Genomic DNA, 20,722 nt, shown 5'->3' on the forward strand with positions numbered 1-20,722 from the left:
CTGACAGCCGACCAATCTCTACCTGAATACACCGGGTTGAAATTGTGGGAGCCAGCCTGCTGGCGATGGGGTCAGTCCGGTCACCAAGGACATTGGGCCTGTTTAAATCTGTGTCAAATAACCAGAACCTTCCCACAAGGTTTTCAGGTTGTCCCTCGGACGCCCGGTCTCTAGGCTTTGTCTGTCGTTGCCAATTCAGCGACCGGGTGTGAGATCCCCGGCTATTCATTTGGATACTTGTGCATGTCCCTCCATAATCGCTGCCAGCTTAAACTGACGCGATTCTCTATGGCGGCTGTGTGCGGGTGGACGAACGTCCTGCCGGGTTTATCCATACCGGTGATCTCACCCCGTACATGGCTGCCACCTTTTCTTCGAGTGAGATCGGGAATAAGTGGCTCTCGCACTTATTAGAGGAAATTGAGACATGGATAAGCTAATACCCGATCCACCCCACGAAACCACAGCACCACCCGTCGACGCCATCCGGGTTGAAGACCTGACGAAAGACCGTGAAGCCATCAAGCGCGCTGTCGATTTCTACTTCACCCTGCAGCCCGCTCAGGCGCATCAGTCCAGCACAATGTTCCTGGTCAACCCAAGCATCGACACCGAAACCTTGCTGGCCCACGCCTACGAATCGTTGGCCTCTGCCAGTGCCATGGCCAGCAACTTTGCCAACGAACTCAGCGGCCTGCAACGCAGCACCGCTCTGGCGATCCAGCAAATCATCATGCTCGCCGAACTCGCGGTAAACCGGGCGCTGGACCGAGTCGATCCACAGACCTGACGAGCGCCCATCGTTCATCGCCAGCAGGCTGGTTCCCACATTTGAAATGCTTCACTGTGGAAGTGAGCTTGCTCGCGAAAGCATTTTTCTAGCTGTCGGAATACTTCCTGTACCTCATCAATTAGTAGATTTTTCCTACCGGATTTTCAGGTTGTCCCTCGGAAGCAGCCTCTCTACCTTGGGTTGTCTCTGGCAAACAGCGAACTTGGCAATAGACCGAAAACGGGCTGTTGCTCTTTCACTGAGCCGTCGCTATGACTCTGAGGTTTAAAATGGAATTGCTTCCCGTCGTTACGCCCCGTATCAACACGAACACCGCGTTGGGGCGGGCGCTGGTATCGATGTTCAAGTCAGTCGAGGCGGAACTGATTCAAGAGAACGCTGCGCCGGGGGCGGTCAAGATCATCGTGTTTGGAGGATGCGCGGTTCACCTCTACACCAATCACCGCATATCGTTGGACGTCGACGCGGAAATCTATGAGGCTTGTATTCCGGCAGGATTCGACCTGCGTACGCTGCTTGCCGAGGTGCCGGAGCCGTTTGTCGATGAGCGTTCTGCGCGAAAGATGGAGTTGAACTACGACTTGCAATACAACACTAGCTTTGGCCCGATTCACGAGGACTATTGGTCTCGAAGTATTCCCATGCCAGAGTTTTCGCGGGTGTCCCCTCTGCGTGTACATATTGCTGCGCCCGTCGACATAGCCATTACAAAACTGGGCAGGGCTACCGATCACGATATCGCCGACATCAATGCCCTTCTCAGGTTTGGATTCATACTGACCAGCGAGCTCCGGCGTCTGGCATTGCAGGCCATTGATGTATATGTTGGCAACAAAGAGCCACCAACTTCGGTTCTGACTAACATATTGCAAGACTATCTGGAGAAGGGAGGTGACGAAGGTGAATGACGCGCACGTCCTCTCATCCGCGTTGGATACTCTCGTCAGGAGCCCGCTCAATCAGGCCGATGACGTCGCGCTGGTGAACGCTGCGAAAGAAGTGTGGTACTCGAATTCCAGTGTTGAAAGCGAGGTTAAGGCGTTTCTGAAAAATCACAGTGACGATATAGAACGCCGTCGCGCGGCTTACCTGTTGGAGCGGTTTACGCGCTTCTCTTGTGTGTCTGATAGTCGCGTGCTGGAAACGCTGCATGCGTTGCAGCTTTTCGCGCACTCGACGCCGAAGCAGGATGTTGCACCTCCAAAGATGGTTTCGTTACGCAATCGCAAGGATCAATTAGCCGTCTCTTGGGGGTTAGCAGAAAGCCTTGGATTGAAGGTTCAAACGCTGATGCCATTCCAGACTCGCCATTACCAGGCAGAACAGCATTTACCCTGAGCTGAACGTATCAGCGATAAAAAACCGGCCTGAGCCGGTTTTTTGTGTTGATTAAACCTTGGCGCTGACCTCACTCCGATTAACCAACGCCTCAATCGCCCCACTCAAACTCGCCGCTTTCTCGCCAATCAACAAATGCCAGACCCCACCTTCCAACGGGCTGACACCCTGGCAACCCAACTCTTTCAACTGAGCCTCGGACAGCGCTTTACCATCGGCCAGTTGCAGGCGAATACGGGTCAGGGCGATGCAGTCCAGTTGCAGCACATTCTCGCTACCGCCCAAGGCAGTCAGCCATTGTTGGGCTTCCGGTGCTGTGACCAATACGGCTTTCGATTCCTCGACCACCACCGCAGGCGCAGCCACCAGTGCACGCCCCAGCGTCGGCATGGCGAGGCGGATTTCGTCGGCGATGCTGTCGGCCAATGGCCCAACCACCACCTGCAAGCTGCCGCCCTTGCCCGGGCGTACCACGGCCATCGCACCCAGTGCCTTCAAATCAGCATCGGAAGCCTTGTTGCGATCAACCATTTCCAGGCGCAACCGGGTAGTGCAGGCACCGACGGTGAGCAGATTCTCCGCACCACCGAGTGCCTTGATGTAAGCCGCCGCGCGCTCGTTCTCGGTGAGAACAGCCTTGTCAGCCGCCGCAACATCCTCACGCCCCGGCGTTTTCAAATTGAAGCGGCGGATACAGAAATCAAACACCGCGTAATACACCACGGCGTACGCCAGCCCGACCGGAATCACCAGCCAGCCATTGGTCGAGCGCCCCCAACCCAGCACCATGTCGATGAAGCCGCCGGAGAAGGTGAAGCCGAGGTGGATGTTCAGCGCATTGGTGATCGCCATCGACAAACCGGTCAGCAGCGCATGCAGCAGATACAGCAGCGGTGCCAAAAACATGAAGGCGAATTCGATTGGCTCGGTCACCCCGGTCAAAAACGAGGTCAGGGCCATCGACAGGAAAATCCCGCCCATCACCTTGCGCCGCTCCGGCAGCGCATTGCGGTACATCGCCAGGCACGCGGCGGGCAGGCCGAAGATCATCATCGGGAACATGCCGGTCATGAACTGGCCGCCCTTTGGATCGCCAGCGAAGTAGCGTGACAGGTCGCCGGTGACCAGTGCGCCGGTAGTCGGGTCGGTGAAGTTGCCGAACACAAACCACGCCATGTTGTTGAGGATGTGGTGCAGGCCGGTGACGATCAGCAGGCGGTTGAACACGCCGAAGACGAAGGCGCCGAAGCTGCCGCTTTCCATCATCAAGGTGCCGAAGCTGTTGATGCCGTGCTGGATCGGCGGCCAGATGTAGCCGAACACCACGCCCAGCGCGACGGCGGCGAAACCGGTGACGATCGGTACAAAACGTCGGCCACCGAAGAACGCCAGGTACTCTGGCAGCTTGATGTCTTTGAAGCGGTTGTACAGCGCGCCGGCCATCAGGCCGCTGACGATCCCGGCGAGCATGCCCATGTTGATGCTCGGGTCGAGCACTTTGAGGGTGGAGATCATCACCAGGTAACCGATCACCCCGGCGAGGCCGGCGGTGCCGTTGTTGTCCTTGGCGAACCCGACCGCGATGCCGATGGCGAAGATCATGGCCAGGTTGGCGAAGATCACTTGCCCGGCATCGTGAATGATCGCGATGTTCAGCAGGTCGGTGTCACCCAGACGCAGCAGCAGGCCGGCAATCGGCAGGATCGCGATCGGCAGCATCAGCGCACGGCCGAGGCGTTGCAGGCCTTCGATGAAGAGTTGGTACATGGTGGTTCTCCCTGCTCTTTATAGAGAGCTTGTTGTTAGTGCAGAGGCCAATGCTGGTGGCAGGCGTGACGAACCGCAGCGGCGCTGTTCAGTTTCAACAGGTCGAGGCTGAGGCGTTGGCATTCGGCCTCGTGCAACTGGCGCACGCGATCCTTGATTTCACCGATCTGCACCGGGCTCACCGACAACTCGGTCACGCCGAGGCCGATCAACACCGGCGTCGCCAGTGGGTCGGAGGCGAGGGCACCGCAGACGCCGACCCAGCGCTTGTGCACCGCCGCACCTGCGCAAGTCATGGCGATCAGCCGCAGCAACGCCGGGTGCAGGGCATCGACGCGAGCGGCCAAACCTGCGTGGTCGCGGTCCATGGCCAAGGTGTATTGCGACAGGTCGTTGGTGCCGATCGACAGGAAGTCGGCGTGCTCGGCCAGTTGTTCGGCTTGCAACGCGGCGGCGGGGACTTCGATCATCACGCCGATTTCCGGGCGCTGATTGATGCCCAACTCCAGGCACAGCGCATCGACCCGCTGGCGGATGTGCAGCAGTTCGTCGACTTCGGTGACCATCGGCAACAGGATCCGGCAACGGCGCAGCGGGCTGACTTGCAGCAATGCGCGCAGTTGTTGGTCGAGGATTTCCGGACGGGCCTGAGCCAGACGAATGCCGCGCAGGCCGAGCACCGGGTTGGCTTCGGCGGGCAGCGGCAGATAGTCGAGTTGCTTGTCGCCGCCGACGTCGATGGTACGGATGATCACCGAGTGCTCACCCATGGCATCGAGCACAGCTTGATAGGCGGCGCGCTGCTCTTCGATGTCTGGCGCGGTCTGCCGGTCGACGAACAGAAACTCGGTGCGCAGCAGGCCGACGCCATCGGCGCCGTTGGCAAAGGCGTCCGCCGCTTCATGGCTGGAGGCCACGTTGGCGACCACTTCGATCGCCACGCCATTGCGGGTTTCGGCGGGCAGATGGGCTTTGACTTGTTGCGCGTCGCGGCGTTGCTGACGCTCGATTTGCGCTTGCTGGACTTCGGCCAGGCGTTCGGCGTTCGGCGTCAGTTCGAGGCGTCCGCCATCGGCATCCAGCACCACCGCCTGACCTTGCGGCTGATCGAGCAGAGCGGCGCCCAACGCCACCAGGCATGGCAGGCCTTTGCCGCGCGCCAGAATCGCGACATGCGACGTCGCGCCACCCTCGGCCATGCACAACCCGGCGACACCCTGCGCGCTGAGTTGCAGCAGATCCGACGGCGTCAGTTCATGCGCAGCGACGATGGCGCCGGGCGGCACGTCGTAATGCCAGGCTTCACCGAGCAGGGCGCGCAGGACGCGTTGCTTGAGGTCGCGCAGGTCGTTGGCGCGTTCGGCCAGCAGCGCGCTGCCGGTGTGTTGCAGGACTTCGCACTGCACGTCGATCGACTGGCTCCACGCGTGAGTCGCCGCCGTGCCTTGGTCGATAGCATGCTGCGCAGCGTCGAGCAGGGCCGGGTCTTCGAGCAGTGCCAGGTGCGCGGCGAAGATCGCTTCTTCGTCGGCATTCTTGTGCCTCTTGGCCTCGGCCAGGGTGCCGTCGATTTCGCTGCGCACTTGATTGAGGGCGGTGTCGAGGCGTTGTCGTTGTTCGGTTGAATCATGATGGCCGGGATCGACTGGCAGGCTGATCGCGCTCAAGCGAAACAGCGGCCCGCCGACCAGTCCCGGTGCCGCGCACACACCGTGGAGCACGCCTGCCTCGGCCGGGCGTTGGCGCGGTGCGGCGCTGACCGGTGCTGCGGCGTGGTGGTCTTCGGGCAGGGCAGTCGCCAATGCATTGAGCAAGGCTTGCAGCGCGGCTTCGGCGTCCGGCCCCTGACAGCTGACTTGCACTTCATCCTGCTCGCCAACCGCCAGTCCCATCAGCCCGATCAGGCTGTTGCACGGCGCCGACTTACCAGCGAAGTGCAGCTGCGACTGGCTCTTGAAGCCTTGTGCGGTCTGCCGAATCAGTGCGGCCGGGCGTGCATGCAAGCCGCCGCGATGCGCCACCAGCACATGACCGTGAACCTCGGGTCCGTCCAGCGTTTCAGCATTTGCCACCGAACTGTTGCGCGCAACGATGTGCAGCAACGGATCGCCGACCTTTACCGGTTTGAGCGTGATCGGGCGCACCTGGAAGTCCTGGCTGTTGGTCAGGATCAGCAGGCTGACCAGGCTTTTGCATTGCTGGCCGACCTTGTCCAGGTCGTAGCGCAACAATGGTTGGCCCTTGCTGACCCGCGTACCTTCCTTGACCAGCATCGAGAAGCCTTCGCCGTTCAGTTCAACGGTGTCGAGACCCAGGTGCAGGAGGATTTCCGCGCCGTTGTCGGCACGCACGGTCAGTGCGTGGCCGGTGCGGGCGACGTGGATGATCACCCCGGCGCAGGGCGAATACAGGGTGTCGTTCAGCGGATCGATGGCGATGCCGTCGCCCATCGCGCCACTGGCGAACACCGCGTCCGGGACTTTGGCGAGCGTGAGCACCGGGCCGCTGAGCGGGGCGCTGAGGGTCAGCTCTTTATTGTTGTTGTGCATGGCTCGGTCTCATCAGGTGTGCAGTCATTCGGACTTAGTGCGTACGCGTCACTTTGCTCAGGTGGCGCGGCTGATCCGGGTCCATGCCTCGGGCCACGGCCAGGTTGGCGGCCATCACGTAGAAGCTCTGGATCGCCAGAATCGGATCAAGGGCCGGGTGTTCGGCGCGGCTCAGGGTCAGGTCGCGTTCGAGGATGTCGTCCGGCGCCGCCAGCAGCACACGGGCGCCGCGTTGACGCATCTCTGCCGCGAGGCTGATCAGGCCGGCCTGTTCGGCACCGCGCGGGGCGAACACCAGCAGCGGGTAATGCTCGTCGATCAGTGCCATCGGGCCGTGACGGACTTCGGCGCTGCTGAACGCTTCGGCCTGGATCGCCGAGGTTTCCTTGAATTTCAGCGCGGCCTCTTGGGCGATGGCAAAACCGGCACCACGGCCGATGACCATCAGGCGCTCACAATCGCGCAGCGCGTCGATGGCCGCGCTCCAGTCCTGCTGCGCCGCGTCGCGCAGGCCTTCGGGCAGGGCGTTGTGCGCTTCCAGCAGTTCGTTGTCTTCTTTCCAGTGCGCGATCAGGCGGGCGCTGGCGCTCAGGGTGGCGATAAAACTCTTGGTCGCGGCGACGCTGCTTTCGGTGCCGGCGAGCAGCGGCAGGCTGAATTCGCAGGCCGCTTCCAGTGGCGAATCGGCGGCATTGACCATCGACACACTGAGGGCGCCACGCTTGCGCAACAGACGCAGGCTGTTGACCAGATCCGGGCTTTGCCCCGATTGCGAAAAGGCGAACGCCACCTGACCGCTGACCTTCAGCGGCGCCTGCTGCATGGTCACCACCGACATCGGCAACGACGCCACCGGCACACCCAGTTGCTGCATGGTCAGGTAAGCGAAGTAGCTCGCCGCGTGGTCGGAGCTGCCGCGCGCGACGGTCATCGCCACTTGCGGCGGCTGGCGGCGCAGGCGCCCGGCGATCTCGATCATTTGCGGGTCGAGCTGTTGCAGTTGGGCTTGCACGGCCTCGAACGAGGACAGCGCCTCTTCAAGCATTTTTGAAGTCAATGTCTTCTCCTTCGACCATGACGGCGGTCAGTGTGAGTGAGCGATCCAGCCGCACGCAGTCGGCCCAGGCACCCGGTTGCAGGCGCCCGCGTTCAGTGATGCCGAGGTAGTCGGCGGGAAATTGCGACAGACGCTGCGAGGCCTCGCTGATCGGCAAACCGATCTTCACCAGGTTGCGCAGGGCCTGATCCATGGTCAGGGTGCTGCCGGCCAACGTGCCATCGGGCAGGCGCACGCCGCCCAGGCATTTGGTCACGGTGTGGCTGCCGAGCTTGTATTCACCGTCAGGCATACCGGCGGCCGCGGTCGAATCGGTGACGCAATACAGGCATGGGATCGATCGCAGGGCCACGCGGATCGCGCCGGGGTGCACGTGCAGCAGATCCGGGATCAGCTCGGCGAATTTGGCGTGGGCCAACGCGGCGCCGACGATGCCCGGTTCGCGGTGATGCAGCGGGCTCATGGCGTTGTACAAGTGAGTGAAACTGGTCGCGCCAGCCTCCAGAGCGGCGACGCCTTCCTCGTAACTGCCGAGGGTGTGGCCGATCTGCATGCGAATGCCGCGGCTGCTGAGTTCGCGGATCAACCCGTCGTGGCCGGCGATTTCCGGGGCGATGGTGATCACCCGGATCGGCGCCAGCGCCAGGTATTCCTCGACTTCGGCCATCAACGCGGTGTGGGCGAAGTTCGGTTGCGCGCCGAGTTTGCCGGGATTGATGTACGGGCCTTCGAGATGCACACCGAGTACCCGGGCGGCGCCTTGCGGACGCTGTTCGCAGAACTCGCCGACCTCTTTCAGCACGCTGGAGATCTCGGCGCTCGGCGCGGTCATGGTGGTGGCCAGCAGCGAAGTGGTGCCGAAGCGCACGTGGGTTTTGGTGATGGTCTCGAAGGCACTGGCGCCTTCCATGATGTCTTTGCCGCCACCGCCGTGGACGTGCAGGTCGATGAAACCCGGCAGCAGGTAGGGCAAGTCATTGTCGGCCGGATCGCAGGGCACGCCTTCGATCGACACGACTTTGCCGTGTTCGTGGATCAGCCGGCCGCGAACCCAGCCATGAGCGGTGAGGATGTTGTCTTCGGACATTTCGGTTCTCGCTGTTTGACGGCTTCGCCCGGTTAGCGGCGCAGCTCTGCAACAAAGTCGTAGTAGTCGTTGCGGCAATAGGTGTCGGTGACTTCGATCGGCGTGTTGTCTTCCAGATAGCCGACCCGGGTCATCAGCAGCATGGCGGTACCGGGGGCGATGCCGACCAGCGCGGCGAACTCGTCCGAGGCGTTGATCGCCTGGATGTGCTGCAGGGCGCGGACGATCGGTTTGCCGATGCCGTCGAGGTATTCGTAGAGCGAATCGCCGACCAATTGCGGCTTGGGCATGATCGAGGCGGGCAGGGTGCTCATCTCGATGGCCATCACGGTGTCGTCGGCCTTGCGCAGGCGTTTCATGCGCGCCACCTTGTCGTTCGGCGACAGGCTCAGGCGGATCAGTTCTTCGTGAGTCGGCAGGGTGATTTCGCGCTCCAGCCACTGCGAGCTGGGCACGAAACCCTTGAGGCGGAGCATTTCGCTGAAGCCCGAGAGGCGCGACAGTGGTTGTTCCAGACGGGGCGTGATGAAGGTGCCGGAACCTTGCAGGCGGCGGATCAGACCTTGATCAAGCAGCACTTCCAGCGCCTTGCGGGCGGTGACCCGGGAGATACCCAGTTGCTCGCTGAGGTTGCGCTCGGACGGCATCGCCTGCTCGGCCTTCCACTGCCCGGAATGGATCGCCGATTCCAGATTACGCGCCAGCTGCAGGTACAGCGGTGTCGGCTGGGAGTCATCTGGGCGTAGGGCCTGGAGGTCGTTCATGTAGGTCATTTCCGACGCGAGTATAGGATTGTTGTTGCTCGCTTGTGGGGCGGAAATTAATACCACTTGAATACCATGTCAACGCGTCGAATCGGGCTGTGGCCCAATGAAATGGCGGTTTTCGGGGGTTGTGGTTTGAAGTGGTATTAGGGGTGGGCTGTAAAAAACAAAAGATCGCAGCCTGCGGCAGCGCCTACAGTGGGAAGTGGTATCAACCCTGTAGGAGCTGCCGCAGGCTGCGATCTTTTGATTTATTTTTTTTTCAGGTGACCAGTGGTGGGGCGTCAAGGACGGATTTCGATCATCGTGCCGTCCGGCACCAGGCCCCAGACTTCACGCATGTCCATGTTGCGCATGGCGATGCAACCGTCGGTCCAGTCCAGGGTGTGGAACAGGTCTTCGGGCGTGTCCTCGGTGTCCGGCGTGCCGTGGATCATGATCATCCCGCCAGGCTCGACGCCTTCGCGGCGGGCGCGGGCCGAATCGCTGATGTTCGGGTAGGAAATGTGCATCGCCAGGTTGAATTTTTCGCTGACCTTGCGCCAGTCGATCCAGTACAGACCTTCCGGGGTGCGTTTGTCGCCCTCAATCAGTTTCGGACCTTTCTTCGCGCCCTTGCCCAGGGAGATGCGATAGGTCTTGAGTGCCTTGCCGTCGGAGATCAATTGCAGTTGATGCGCCGATTTGAACACCAGTATTTTGTCGATCCGGGGGCTATTCGATGGCGTCACGGTGGTCACGAATGACGCTTGGGACACGGTGACGAACGACAGGCAGAGCAGGGCAAGCAACCAGCGCATTGAAACGATTCCCCAGGAGTGATGCAGATATTTTATTTGTAGATGTTTTCAGGTGATGGCGGGCTGGGCCAGCGGCGGAATCGATTCGGAGCGAACCGGATAGGTCTCGCGGCGGCGATCAGCGAAGAAGCATTCTAAGGTACGCCCCACCGTGCGAAAAGCCAGCTCGTCCCACGGGATGTCGGCTTCGTCGAATAGTTGCACTTCGAGGCTCTCGGGGCCGGCGGCAAAGTCCAGATCGGCCAGTTCGGCACGGAAGAACACGTGCACCTGGCTGATGTGTGGCACATCGATCAGCGTATAGATGCTCAGGTTGCGCACCCGGGCGCAGGCTTCCTCGGCGGTTTCGCGGATCGCGGCCTGCTCGATGGTCTCGCCGTTTTCCATGAAACCGGCGGGTAGCGTCCAGTAGCCGAGACGGGGCTCGATGGCGCGGCGGCAGAGCAACACTTGGCTGCCCCAGGTCGCAACGCAACCGGCGACGATATTGGGGTTTTGATAGTGAATGGTCTGACAGCTGTCACAGACAAATCGCAGCCGCGAATCGCCTTCGGGAATGCGCTGGGTCACCGGGTTGCCGCACTGGCTGCAAAATTTCATGCTGGGGTTCCTGAATGCTGCGCCTATCTTGGCGTGCAGCGGTGCCGGTCGGCAAGTTGTCGTTTCGCGACATGGCCCGGTCAGGGGCTTGGGCGGCTGCCATGATTGGTGCATGATGCAGGGTAAGGCACAGATCGAGAACACTCATGCTGGACGAGCTACTGCATAGGGTAAGCAACCACACACCGCGCACGCTGGAGACCGATAAACGTTTCCCCGAGGCCGCTGTTCTGGTGCCGATCACCCGCAGTGACGAGCCCGAGCTGGTACTGACCCTGCGCGCCAGCGGCCTTTCGACCCATGGCGGCGAAGTCGCCTTCCCCGGCGGGCGCCGTGACCCGGAAGACCCCGACCTGATTTTTACCGCCCTGCGCGAAGCCGAGGAAGAAATCGGCCTGCCACCGGGGCTGGTCGAGGTCATCGGCCCGCTCAGCCCGCTGATCTCCCTGCATGGCATCAAGGTCACGCCGTATGTCGGGGTGATCCCGGACTTTGTCGAATACCAGGCCAACGATGCCGAGATTGCCGCAGTATTCAACGTGCCGCTGGAGTTCTTCCGCAAAGACCCGCGCGAACACACGCATCGTATCGACTACCAGGGTCGCAGCTGGTACGTGCCGAGTTATCGCTACGGCGAGTTCAAGATCTGGGGGTTGACGGCTATCATGATCGTCGAGCTGATCAATCTGCTCTATGACGAACAGATCAGCCTGCATCACCCGCCCAAAAGTTTTATCAATACCTGAAGCCATCGCTCGAATGGCCCGTTCGTGAGCCCTGAGGAAAACAAGATGAAATACCGCCTGGGCGACGCCCGCGTCGACACCCATCCACAGAGCTGGGTCGCGCCCAATGCCGTGCTGGTGGGCAAGGTCAAACTTGAAGAGGGCGCCAACGTCTGGTTCAACGCCGTGCTGCGCGGTGACAACGAACTGATCCTGATCGGCAAGAACAGCAATGTTCAGGATGGCACCGTGATGCACACCGATATGGGCTATCCGCTGACCATCGGCACCGGCGTGACCATCGGTCACAACGCCATGCTGCATGGCTGCACCGTCGGCGACTACAGCCTGATCGGCATCAACGCGGTGATCCTCAACGGCGCGAAAATCGGCAAGAACTGCATCATCGGCGCCAATTCGCTGATCGGCGAAGGCAAGGAAATTCCCGATGGCTCGCTGGTGATGGGCTCGCCGGGCAAAGTCGTGCGTGAACTCACCGAGCCGCAGAAGAAAATGCTCGAAGCCAGCGCCGCGCACTATGTGCATAACTCGCAGCGCTATGCGCGTGACCTGGTAGAGCAGGAAGAATGAGTACGCCTGAAAGACCCGTTGCCTCGCCGTGCGTGAATATCTGCGCCCTGGATGAGGACGATATTTGCACCGGCTGCCAGCGTACGGTCGCGGAGATCACACGCTGGGGCCGGATGACCAACGACGAGCGGCGGGTGGTGCTCGGGTTGTGCCATGAGCGGGCGAAGGCGAGCGGGTTGGTGTGGATGATCCCGGCCAAGCGCTGAGATATTGGTTGAAGTGCTTTTGTGGCGAGGGAGCTTGCTCCCGCTGGGTCGCGAAGCGGCCCTTCTTTTGCTCTTGAAAGCAGGGACTGCTGCGCAGCCCAGCGGGAGCAAGCTCCCTCGCCACAGGTAAGCCGCTTGCCATTACGGGTGTATACAATTTTCGATCGACTTGGCCGAACTCTCTGCCTCAAGTAACCTGTGCGCCAATTTGACAGGTCGCCCCCATGATTTTCCTCATCGCCTACATCAGCAGCGTCGTGCTGATCAACTTCGCTTTCTCCACCGCGCCGCACCTGGACATCATCTGGTCAGCCTGGGGCGGGTTGGTGTTCGTGTTGCGCGACATGGTGCAAACCCGTTTTGGCCACGGCGCCATCGTGGCGATGCTGGCGGCGCTGGTGCTGTCCTACGTCACCTCTGATCCGTCGATCGCCCTGGCCAGCGCCACCGCGTTCGCGATCTCCGAGTGCATCGACTGGCTGGTGTTCAGCGTCACCAAACGCCCGTTGCGTGACCGCTTGTGGATCAGTTCGGCACTGAGCATTCCCCTCGATACCTTCATCTTTTTCGGCATGATCGACCTGATGACGCCACCGGTGATCATCACCGCATTGGTCTCGAAGTTCGCTGGCGTCACTGCCGTTTGGCTGATCATGGCCTGGCGCGAGCGCAAACAGGCTGTCGCGAGCTAAGCCAAACCCTCCGGTTCATGTAAAATGCCGCGCTTTCTCCCTATGGAAAGCGCGTCTGGCGTTGCTTTCCTCGATGATCCGCTTCTTTGAGGACCTGAGATGACCCGTATCGGAACTCCATTGTCGCCAACCGCGACCCGCGTATTGCTGTGTGGCTGTGGTGAGTTGGGCAAGGAAGTGGTGATCGAGCTGCAACGCCTGGGCGTTGAAGTGATTGCCGTCGACCGTTACGCCAACGCGCCGGCCATGCAGGTTGCGCACCGCAGCCACGTGATCAACATGCTCGACGGCGCGGCCTTGCGTGCCGTCATCGAAGCCGAGAAGCCGCACTTCATCGTGCCGGAAATCGAAGCCATCGCCACCGCCACGCTGGTCGAACTGGAAGCCGAAGGCTTCACTGTGATCCCGACCGCGCGCGCCGCGCAACTGACCATGAACCGCGAAGGCATCCGTCGTCTAGCCGCTGAAGAGCTGGACCTGCCGACCTCGCCGTACCACTTTGCCGACACCTTCGAGGACTACAGCAAAGCCGTTCAGGACCTGGGTTTCCCGTGCGTGGTGAAACCGGTCATGAGCTCGTCGGGCAAAGGTCAAAGCCTGCTGCGCAGCGCCGATGACGTGCAGAAAGCCTGGGATTACGCACAAGAGGGTGGTCGCGCCGGCAAAGGTCGGGTGATCATCGAAGGCTTCATCGATTTCGACTACGAAATCACTCTGCTGACCGTGCGCCACATCGGCGGCACTACGTTCTGCGCACCGGTCGGTCACCGTCAGGAGAAGGGCGACTATCAGGAGTCGTGGCAGCCGCAGGCCATGAGCCCGATTGCCCTGGCTGAGTCCGAGCGCGTGGCCAAAGCTGTGACCGAGGCATTGGGTGGTCGCGGTCTGTTCGGCGTCGAACTGTTCATCAAGGGCGATCAGGTGTGGTTCAGCGAAGTCTCGCCGCGCCCGCATGACACCGGTCTGGTGACCCTGATTTCTCAGGATCTGTCGCAGTTCGCCCTGCACGCTCGCGCCATTCTCGGTCTGCCGGTGCCACTGATCCGTCAGTTCGGCCCTTCGGCTTCGGCAGTGATTCTGGTGGAAGGTCAGTCGACCCAGACCGCATTCGCCAACCTTGGCGCTGCATTGAGCGAGCCGGATACGGCGTTGCGTCTGTTCGGCAAGCCTGAAGCCAATGGTCAGCGCCGGATGGGCGTGGCGTTGGCGCGGGATGAGTCGATCGAAGCTGCGCGTGCCAAGGCGACCCGGGCTGCTCAGGCTGTTGTTGTAGAGCTGTAAACCGAGGCGCGGCATTCGCGAGCAAGCCCGCTCCCACATTGGATCTGTGGCGTACACAAAACCAATTGTGGGAGCGAGCTTGCTCGCGAAGCTTTTGATCTTCCGTCAGGCAACCTGATTCAGATCGTTATTGCGCGTTTCCTTCAGGCACAGCACAGCAATCAGGCTGAGCACCGCTGCCGCCGACACATACCCGCCGACATAACTCAAACCCCCCATCGCCACCAGTTTCTGCGCGAAGAACGGGGCGGCCGAGGCGCCGACGATGCCGCCCAGGTTGTAGGCCGCCGATGCGCCGGTATAGCGCACGTGCGTCGGAAACAGTTCCGGCAACAGCGCGCCCATCGGGGCAAACGTCACGCCCATCAAGAACAGCTCGATGCACAGGAACAGCGCCACGCCCCAGGTCGAACCTTGCGTCAGCAGCGGCTCCATCAGGAATCCGGACAGGATCGCCAGCACACCACCGACGATCAGCACCGGTTTGCGCCCGTAACGGTCGCTGGCCCAGGCGGACAATGGCGTTGCCGCGGCCATGAACAGCACGGCAAAACACAGCAGTCCAAGGAACGTCTCCCGGCTGTAACCCAGTGTGGATACGCCGTAGCTCAGGGAAAACACCGTCGAGATGTAAAACAGCGCATAACACACCACCATAGCCGCCGCGCCGAGCAGGGTTGGCGCCCAGTACTGGCTGAACAGCTCGACCAGTGGCACTTTCACTCGTTCCTGACGGGCAATGGCGTTGGCGAATACCGGGGTTTCGTGGAGTTTCAGGCGCACGTACAGGCCGACCATCACCAGTACCGCACTGAGCAGAAACGGAATCCGCCAGCCCCAGCTGCGGAACTGCTCGTCGTTGAGGGTCATGGCCAGGCTCAGGAACAGCCCGTTCGCCGCGAGAAAACCGATCGACGGGCCAAGCTGCGGAAACATGCCGAACCACGCCCGTTTGCCCTTGGGCGCATTCTCCGTGGCCAGCAACGCCGCGCCACCCCATTCACCACCCAATCCCAGCCCCTGACCGAAACGCAGCACGCACAGCAGAATCGGTGCCCAGGCGCCAATGCTGGCGTAACCCGGCAGCACGCCGATCAGCGTGGTGCACACGCCCATCAGAAGTAGCGAGGCGACCAGTGTCGATTTGCGCCCGATGCGGTCACCGAAATGGCCGAACAGCGCCGAACCCAGCGGGCGGGCGAGGAAGGCGATGCCGAAGGTGAGAAACGCCGAAAGCATCTGCGCGGTGCCGGACGTCTGCGGAAAGAACACCGGCCCGATCACCAGTGCGGCGGCAGTGGCGTAGACGTAGAAGTCGTAGAACTCGATGGCGGTGCCGATGAAGCTCGCCGTCGCCACGCGGGTGGCGGAGTTGGTCGGTTGGGCTGGCGCGGTGTCGCTGTAAGCAGTACTGGTCGTCATGCGGTGATCCCTGACAGTCATGAGCTCCGTTGGAGCGAATTATTATGGTCGAACACCCAGGGATGTGGGATCAGGCGCGAGCGCTGTTTCGAGTAGGAACAGTCGTCGGGGTGGTGCGGAAAATTACCGAAACCGTTGGCGTGCGGGGTAAGCACAGGGCTCGGCGGCGCTTGGGTAAGCAGCTCGATTATAGGAAGGGGGCTAACAATCAAACAAGAGCAAAGGATCGCAGCCGTTGGGCTTTCTGTGGCGAGGGAGCTTGCTCCCGCTCGGGCGCGCAGCGGCTGCTTGAATCTGTGGGTAAATCAAAAGCCAGGGCTGCTTCGCAACCCAGCGGGAGCAAGCTCCCTCTCCACAACAGCGCTTAAACCTTGGCGGGCACCGAGGTCGTATGCCAGATCAACACCTTGCTCACCCGGTTGTCTTCGGTCTCGAGAATTTCCAGCCGATAGCGGCCGATCTTGAGGCACACCGCGCTGTCGGGAATGGTCTCCAGTGCTTCGGTCACCAGGCCGTTAAGGGTCTTCGGCCCGTCGCTCGGCAAATGCCAGCCCAGGCATTTGTTCAACTCGCGGATCGACGCGGTACCATCGATCACCATGCGCCCGTCGGCCTGCGGATGGATGTGCGGATTGTCGAGGCTGTGCTCGCTTTCGAATTCGCCGACGATCTCTTCGAGAATGTCTTCCAGAGTCACGATGCCCAGCACTTCGCCGTACTCGTCCACCACCATGCCCAGCCGGCGCTGCTGCTTGTGGAAGTTCAGCAGTTGCAGTTGCAGCGGGGTGCTTTCCGGGACGAAATACGGTTCGTAGCTGGCGGCCAGCAGCGCTTCGCGGGTCAGGTTGCCATCGTTGAGCAGATGGCGGATCTGCCGGGTGTTGAGCACCGCTTCGACCTGGTTGATGTCACTGTGGAACACTGGCAGGCGTGTGCGCTTGTTCTGGCGCAGTAGTTCGATGATCTCTTCGATCGAGTCGTCAAGGTTGATACCGTCGACATCGCTGCGCGGCACCAGAATGTCGTTGACCGTGATGTTGTCCAGCGCGTGGATTCCCGAAACCGGGTGTGTGCGAGACGGGTGTTCCGGGTCGTCGTTGTGCTCAGCGGGATCTTCGTCTTCGCTCTGCTGGACCACTTGGGGCTTGCGCGCGAAGGGGCGCAGCAGCCAACCGCTGAGGCTGCTCAGCAGCCAGGCCAGCGGGTAAAGGATTTTCAGTGGAACGGTCAGCAGGGTATTGCCGAACGACAGCACCGCATCGGGATAACGCTGGGCTACGCTGCGCGGAAAGTAATCGGCAAACACCAGCAACACGGCGCCGGCGCCCAGGCAGGCAGCCCAAGGGCCGTTCTCTTCGCAAAGAAAGATCGCCAGCAGTGTGGCGATGATCACCGCGAGCGCTCGGCACAGGGTGTTGCACAGGATCAGACTATCGAGCGGAAAACTCAGCTTCGCCAGCGGCTTGTCGCTGGCACGCGAGGCCGTGCGTTGCGCCAGCAGGTGCTGCTGAGCGACTTCGACGGCAGTAAACAGCCCCGACCATAAAATCAGCAGGACAAATACCGCGAGCATCGGCCCTATGGGCAAACCGTCCATTTATGCCGCCCGTCAGATGTGCAGGATGTATTCACGAACCAGTTTGCTGCCGAAATACGCCAACATCAGCAGGCAGAAACCGGCGAGAGTCCAGCGAATCGCCTTGTGGCCACGCCAGCCGAGGCGATTGCGGCCCCACAGCAGCACGCTGAACACGATCCAGGCCAGGCACGCCAGCAAGGTCTTGTGCACCAGATGCTGGGCGAACAGGTTCTCGACGAACAGCCAGCCGGAGATCAGCGACAGCGACAGCAGCGTCCAGCCAGCCCAGAGGAAGCCGAACAACAGGCTTTCCATGGTTTGCAGCGGCGGGAAGTTCTTGATCAGGCCCGACGGGTGCTTGTGCTTGAGCTGGTGATCCTGCACCAGCAGCAACAAGGCCTGGAACACCGCGATGGTGAACATGCCGTAGGCGAGGATCGACAGCAGGATATGGGCGAGGATGCCCGGTTCTTCGTCGATGATCTGCACCGTGCCGGCCGGCGCGAACTGGGCCAGCAGCACCGTGGCCGCGCCGAGCGGAAACAGCAGCACCAAAAGGTTTTCCACCGGGATCCGCGAGCAGGCCAGCAGCGTCAGAGCGATGACGGCCGCGGCAATCAGGCTGGCGGCGCTGAAGAAGTCCAGGCCCAGGCCGATCGGCGTCAGCAGGTGAGTGAGCAGGCTGGCGCTGTGGGCGAGCACGGCGAAGATGCCGAGCGTAACCAGCAGGCGCTTGTTCGCCTTGGCGCCGGAGGCCAGGCGGGTGCCCTGATAAAGGGTCGCAGCGGCATAAAGGAGAGCGGCGGCGAGCGTGGTCAGCAAACTGGGTGACAAGGGGAGCATAAATCCTGTTAGGCAGGCCCGAAAGGCGCTGAGTTTGGCATAGAACCGCCACACCACGAAAGTGCGAGGTGTCCGCCCGACGCAGTCTTCGCTATAATCCGCGACCTGCCCACGCCGCAGGCTCGCCGAGCACATGTTGAATCCGGTCTGGGCCGCCATTATCCCGGTCTACACAGGGCCTGAAAGGATCGCGCAATGTTTGAAAACTTAACCGACCGTCTCTCGCAGACGCTGCGCCATGTCACCGGCAAGGCGAAGCTGACTGAAGACAATATCAAAGACACCCTGCGCGAAGTGCGCATGGCGTTGCTCGAAGCCGACGTCGCCCTGCCGGTGGTCAAGGACTTCGTCAATTCGGTCAAGGAGCGCGCTGTCGGCACCGAGGTGTCGCGCAGCCTGACGCCGGGCCAGGCATTCGTGAAGATCGTCCAGGCCGAACTCGAAAGCCTGATGGGCGCGGCCAACGAAGACTTGAACCTGAGCGCCGTGCCGCCCGCCGTCATTCTGATGGCCGGTCTGCAGGGCGCCGGTAAAACCACCACCGCCGGCAAACTCGCGCGCTTCCTCAAGGAGCGCAAGAAGAAGTCGGTGATGGTCGTGTCGGCGGACATCTACCGTCCTGCTGCTATCAAACAGCTGGAAACCCTGGCCAACGACATCGGCGTGACGTTCTTCCCGTCCGACCTGAGCCAGAAGCCGGTCGACATCGCGACCGCTGCTATTAAAGAAGCAAAACTGAAATTCATCGACGTGGTCATCGTCGATACCGCCGGTCGTCTGCACATCGACGAAGAGATGATGGGCGAGATCAAGGCGCTGCACGCCGCGATCAACCCGGTGGAAACCCTGTTCGTGGTCGATGCCATGACCGGTCAGGACGCGGCCAACACGGCCAAGGCCTTCGGTGATGCGCTGCCGCTGACCGGTGTGATCCTGACCAAGGTCGACGGCGATGCCCGTGGCGGTGCCGCACTGTCGGTACGCGCGATCACCGGCAAGCCGATCAAGTTCATCGGTATGGGCGAGAAGAGCGAGGCGCTCGATCCGTTCCACCCTGAGCGTATCGCTTCGCGGATCCTCGGCATGGGCGACGTGCTCAGCCTGATCGAACAGGCTGAAGCGACCCTCGACAAGGACAAGGCCGACAAACTGGCCAAGAAGCTGAAAAAGGGCAAGGGCTTCGACCTCGAAGACTTCCGCGATCAGCTGCAACAGATGAAGAACATGGGCGGCCTCGGCGGGCTCATGGACAAACTGCCGAGCATTGGCGGCGTCAACCTGTCGCAGATGGGCAATGCCCAGAACGCGGCAGAGAAGCAGTTCAAGCAGATGGAAGCCATCATCAACTCCATGACCCCGGCCGAGCGCCGCGACCCTGAGCTGATCAGCGGTTCGCGCAAACGCCGGATCGCCATGGGTTCCGGCACTCAGGTGCAGGACATCGGCCGCTTGATCAAGCAGCACAAGCAGATGCAGAAGATGATGAAGAAATTCACCGCCAAAGGCGGAATGGCGAAAATGATGCGCGGCATGGGCGGTATGTTGCCCGGCGGCGGCATGCCGAAAATGTGATTCAGGACACTAAGACTTCGCCGGTCGTCGCACCGGCGCAGACCCTGCAAGGACGCAGGATCAACAGCAAACCCGCACTCGGCGGGAGCTGACTGGCCGTTTTCATCGACGGCTCTATATGCAAATCCGCACGGCATGCCATAGGCGCCGGAAAAAGTCATTTGCAAAAGTCCGGATATTCCTTAGAATATGCGGCCTTTCGGGCACCCATGCCCGCTGTGCATTTAGATTTGCAGCACCGACTACAGGAACGATGTTCACATGCTAACAATCCGTCTTGCCCTTGGCGGCTCCAAAAAGCGCCCGTTTTACCACCTGACCGTAACCGACTCGCGTAACCCGCGTGACGGCTCCCACAAAGAACAGGTTGGCTTCTTCAACCCTGTTGCCCGTGGTCAGGAAATCCGTCTGTCCGTGAACCAAGAGCGCGTAGCCTACTGGCTGAGCGTTGGTGCACAGCCTTCTGAGCGTGTTGCTCAGTTGCTGAAGGAATCTGCCAAGGCTGCAGCCTGAGCAGTATGAGCGCGACGCCAGAAAAAGCTGATGACCTGATCGTTGTCGGCAAGATTTTTTCGGTTCACGGCGTTCGCGGCGAGGTGAAGGTCTTTTCCTTTACCGATCCGATTGAAAACCTGTTGGACTACCGCAACTGGACGCTTCGGCGCGAAGGCGTGGTGAAACAGGTCGAGCTGGTCAGCGGCCGATCCACTCAAAAGGATCTGGTTGCCAAGCTCAAAGGCCTCGACGATCGCGATGAAGCCCGTCTTCTGAGCGGTTATGAGATCTGCATCTCGCGAAGCCTTTTGCCCAACCTGACAGGCGACGAGTACTACTGGTACCAGTTGCAGGGTCTGAGCGTCATCAACCAGGACGAGCAATTGTTCGGCAAGGTTGATCACCTGTTGGAGACCGGCGCGAACGATGTATTGGTGGTCAAGCCCTGCGCGGGCAGCCTGGATGATCGCGAGCGGTTGTTGCCCTATACAGAGCAATGCGTGCTGGCCATCGACCTGGATGCAGGCGTGATGCGGGTGGAATGGGACGCGGACTTCTAAG

General features: G+C 61.0%; 21 protein-coding genes. 11 read left to right on the forward strand and 10 right to left on the reverse strand.

Features of this window, described 5'->3' with window-relative positions; genetic code table 11:
- Positions 1-427 precede the first annotated feature (427 nt).
- From NTD85_RS07690 to NTD85_RS07700, 3 genes are all read left to right on the forward strand, one after another.
- Positions 428-790 carry a DUF6124 family protein gene (locus NTD85_RS07690; RefSeq protein ID WP_262141876.1) on the forward strand — a complete coding sequence of 121 codons (363 nt, stop codon included), beginning with the start codon at positions 428-430 and terminating at the stop codon, positions 788-790.
- 272 nt (positions 791-1,062) lie between these two features.
- Positions 1,063-1,701, forward strand: a complete 639-nt coding sequence (locus NTD85_RS07695) for a DUF6036 family nucleotidyltransferase (RefSeq protein WP_262141877.1) — start codon at positions 1,063-1,065, stop codon at positions 1,699-1,701.
- The gene (locus NTD85_RS07700) at positions 1,685-2,131 is read left to right on the forward strand and encodes a hypothetical protein (protein ID WP_007967820.1); all 447 of its coding nucleotides are present in this window, start codon (positions 1,685-1,687) and stop codon (positions 2,129-2,131) included. The genes NTD85_RS07695 and NTD85_RS07700 overlap by 17 nt, the downstream gene beginning before the upstream one ends.
- A 51-nt stretch (positions 2,132-2,182) precedes the next feature.
- Here the strand turns inward: NTD85_RS07700 and nagE are convergent, their stop codons facing one another.
- The 7 genes from nagE to NTD85_RS07735 form a co-directional block, all read right to left on the reverse strand.
- Positions 2,183-3,898 (reverse strand): N-acetylglucosamine-specific PTS transporter subunit IIBC, encoded by a 1,716-nt coding sequence (nagE, locus tag NTD85_RS07705; RefSeq protein WP_262141879.1) that lies wholly within the window; start codon positions 3,896-3,898, stop codon positions 2,183-2,185.
- Positions 3,899-3,933: 35 nt separating this feature from the next.
- Positions 3,934-6,447 carry a phosphoenolpyruvate--protein phosphotransferase gene (ptsP, locus tag NTD85_RS07710; protein ID WP_262141880.1) on the reverse strand — a complete coding sequence of 838 codons (2,514 nt, stop codon included), beginning with the start codon at positions 6,445-6,447 and terminating at the stop codon, positions 3,934-3,936.
- 34 nt (positions 6,448-6,481) lie between these two features.
- Positions 6,482-7,504 carry an SIS domain-containing protein gene (locus NTD85_RS07715; RefSeq protein WP_262141881.1) on the reverse strand — a complete coding sequence of 341 codons (1,023 nt, stop codon included), beginning with the start codon at positions 7,502-7,504 and terminating at the stop codon, positions 6,482-6,484.
- A complete protein-coding gene (gene nagA, locus NTD85_RS07720) occupies positions 7,485-8,591 on the reverse strand; it encodes an N-acetylglucosamine-6-phosphate deacetylase (RefSeq protein ID WP_003221954.1) in 1,107 nt (368 codons plus the stop codon). Before nagA ends, NTD85_RS07715 begins: the two co-directional genes overlap by 20 nt.
- A 32-nt stretch (positions 8,592-8,623) precedes the next feature.
- Complete coding sequence (locus NTD85_RS07725; RefSeq protein WP_045122308.1) at positions 8,624-9,355, reverse strand: GntR family transcriptional regulator; 732 nt, start codon at positions 9,353-9,355, stop codon at positions 8,624-8,626.
- Positions 9,356-9,639: 284 nt separating this feature from the next.
- Complete coding sequence (locus NTD85_RS07730; protein ID WP_262141882.1) at positions 9,640-10,155, reverse strand: murein L,D-transpeptidase family protein; 516 nt, start codon at positions 10,153-10,155, stop codon at positions 9,640-9,642.
- Positions 10,156-10,203: 48 nt separating this feature from the next.
- A complete protein-coding gene (locus NTD85_RS07735; protein WP_103485362.1) occupies positions 10,204-10,755 on the reverse strand; it encodes an NUDIX hydrolase in 552 nt (183 codons plus the stop codon).
- A 146-nt stretch (positions 10,756-10,901) separates the two neighbouring features.
- On the opposite strand from NTD85_RS07735, the gene NTD85_RS07740 reads away from it, so the two are divergent.
- From NTD85_RS07740 to purT, 5 genes are all read left to right on the forward strand, one after another.
- On the forward strand, positions 10,902-11,501 hold the full coding sequence (locus tag NTD85_RS07740; protein WP_003221960.1) for a CoA pyrophosphatase: 600 nt from the start codon (positions 10,902-10,904) through the stop codon (positions 11,499-11,501).
- Positions 11,502-11,546: 45 nt separating this feature from the next.
- Positions 11,547-12,071, forward strand: a complete 525-nt coding sequence (locus NTD85_RS07745) for a gamma carbonic anhydrase family protein (RefSeq protein WP_003221962.1) — start codon at positions 11,547-11,549, stop codon at positions 12,069-12,071.
- Positions 12,068-12,277 carry a DUF1289 domain-containing protein gene (locus tag NTD85_RS07750; protein ID WP_064586112.1) on the forward strand — a complete coding sequence of 70 codons (210 nt, stop codon included), beginning with the start codon at positions 12,068-12,070 and terminating at the stop codon, positions 12,275-12,277. Before NTD85_RS07745 ends, NTD85_RS07750 begins: the two co-directional genes overlap by 4 nt.
- A gap of 224 nt (positions 12,278-12,501) precedes the next feature.
- Positions 12,502-12,969 (forward strand): hypothetical protein, encoded by a 468-nt coding sequence (locus NTD85_RS07755; RefSeq protein ID WP_003221966.1) that lies wholly within the window; start codon positions 12,502-12,504, stop codon positions 12,967-12,969.
- Between the two features lie 99 nt (positions 12,970-13,068).
- Positions 13,069-14,250: a formate-dependent phosphoribosylglycinamide formyltransferase gene (gene purT / locus NTD85_RS07760; RefSeq protein WP_262141883.1), complete on the forward strand. Its 1,182-nt coding sequence runs from the start codon at positions 13,069-13,071 to the stop codon at positions 14,248-14,250.
- Positions 14,251-14,355: 105 nt separating this feature from the next.
- Here the strand turns inward: purT and NTD85_RS07765 are convergent, their stop codons facing one another.
- The 3 genes from NTD85_RS07765 to NTD85_RS07775 all read right to left on the reverse strand — a co-directional run bounded on the left by NTD85_RS07765 (position 14,356) and on the right by NTD85_RS07775 (position 18,094).
- On the reverse strand, positions 14,356-15,672 hold the full coding sequence (locus NTD85_RS07765) for an MFS transporter (RefSeq protein WP_262141884.1): 1,317 nt from the start codon (positions 15,670-15,672) through the stop codon (positions 14,356-14,358).
- 364 nt (positions 15,673-16,036) lie between these two features.
- Positions 16,037-17,269: a transporter associated domain-containing protein gene (locus NTD85_RS07770; protein WP_262141885.1), complete on the reverse strand. Its 1,233-nt coding sequence runs from the start codon at positions 17,267-17,269 to the stop codon at positions 16,037-16,039.
- A gap of 12 nt (positions 17,270-17,281) precedes the next feature.
- Complete coding sequence (locus tag NTD85_RS07775; RefSeq protein WP_045122309.1) at positions 17,282-18,094, reverse strand: inner membrane protein YpjD; 813 nt, start codon at positions 18,092-18,094, stop codon at positions 17,282-17,284.
- Positions 18,095-18,289: 195 nt separating this feature from the next.
- On the opposite strand from NTD85_RS07775, the gene ffh reads away from it, so the two are divergent.
- From ffh to rimM, 3 genes are all read left to right on the forward strand, one after another.
- Positions 18,290-19,666, forward strand: coding sequence for a signal recognition particle protein (gene ffh / locus NTD85_RS07780; RefSeq protein WP_003221977.1), 1,377 nt, complete (start codon positions 18,290-18,292; stop codon positions 19,664-19,666).
- Between the two features lie 261 nt (positions 19,667-19,927).
- Positions 19,928-20,179, forward strand: a complete 252-nt coding sequence (rpsP, locus tag NTD85_RS07785) for a 30S ribosomal protein S16 (RefSeq protein ID WP_003185073.1) — start codon at positions 19,928-19,930, stop codon at positions 20,177-20,179.
- Between the two features lie 5 nt (positions 20,180-20,184).
- Positions 20,185-20,721, forward strand: coding sequence for a ribosome maturation factor RimM (gene rimM / locus NTD85_RS07790; protein WP_003221979.1), 537 nt, complete (start codon positions 20,185-20,187; stop codon positions 20,719-20,721).
- Position 20,722: the final 1 nt, after the last annotated feature.

This window comes from Pseudomonas sp. 13B_3.2_Bac1 (assembly GCF_025466205.1).
GTDB classification, from domain to species: Bacteria; Pseudomonadota; Gammaproteobacteria; order Pseudomonadales; family Pseudomonadaceae; genus Aquipseudomonas; species Aquipseudomonas fluorescens_H.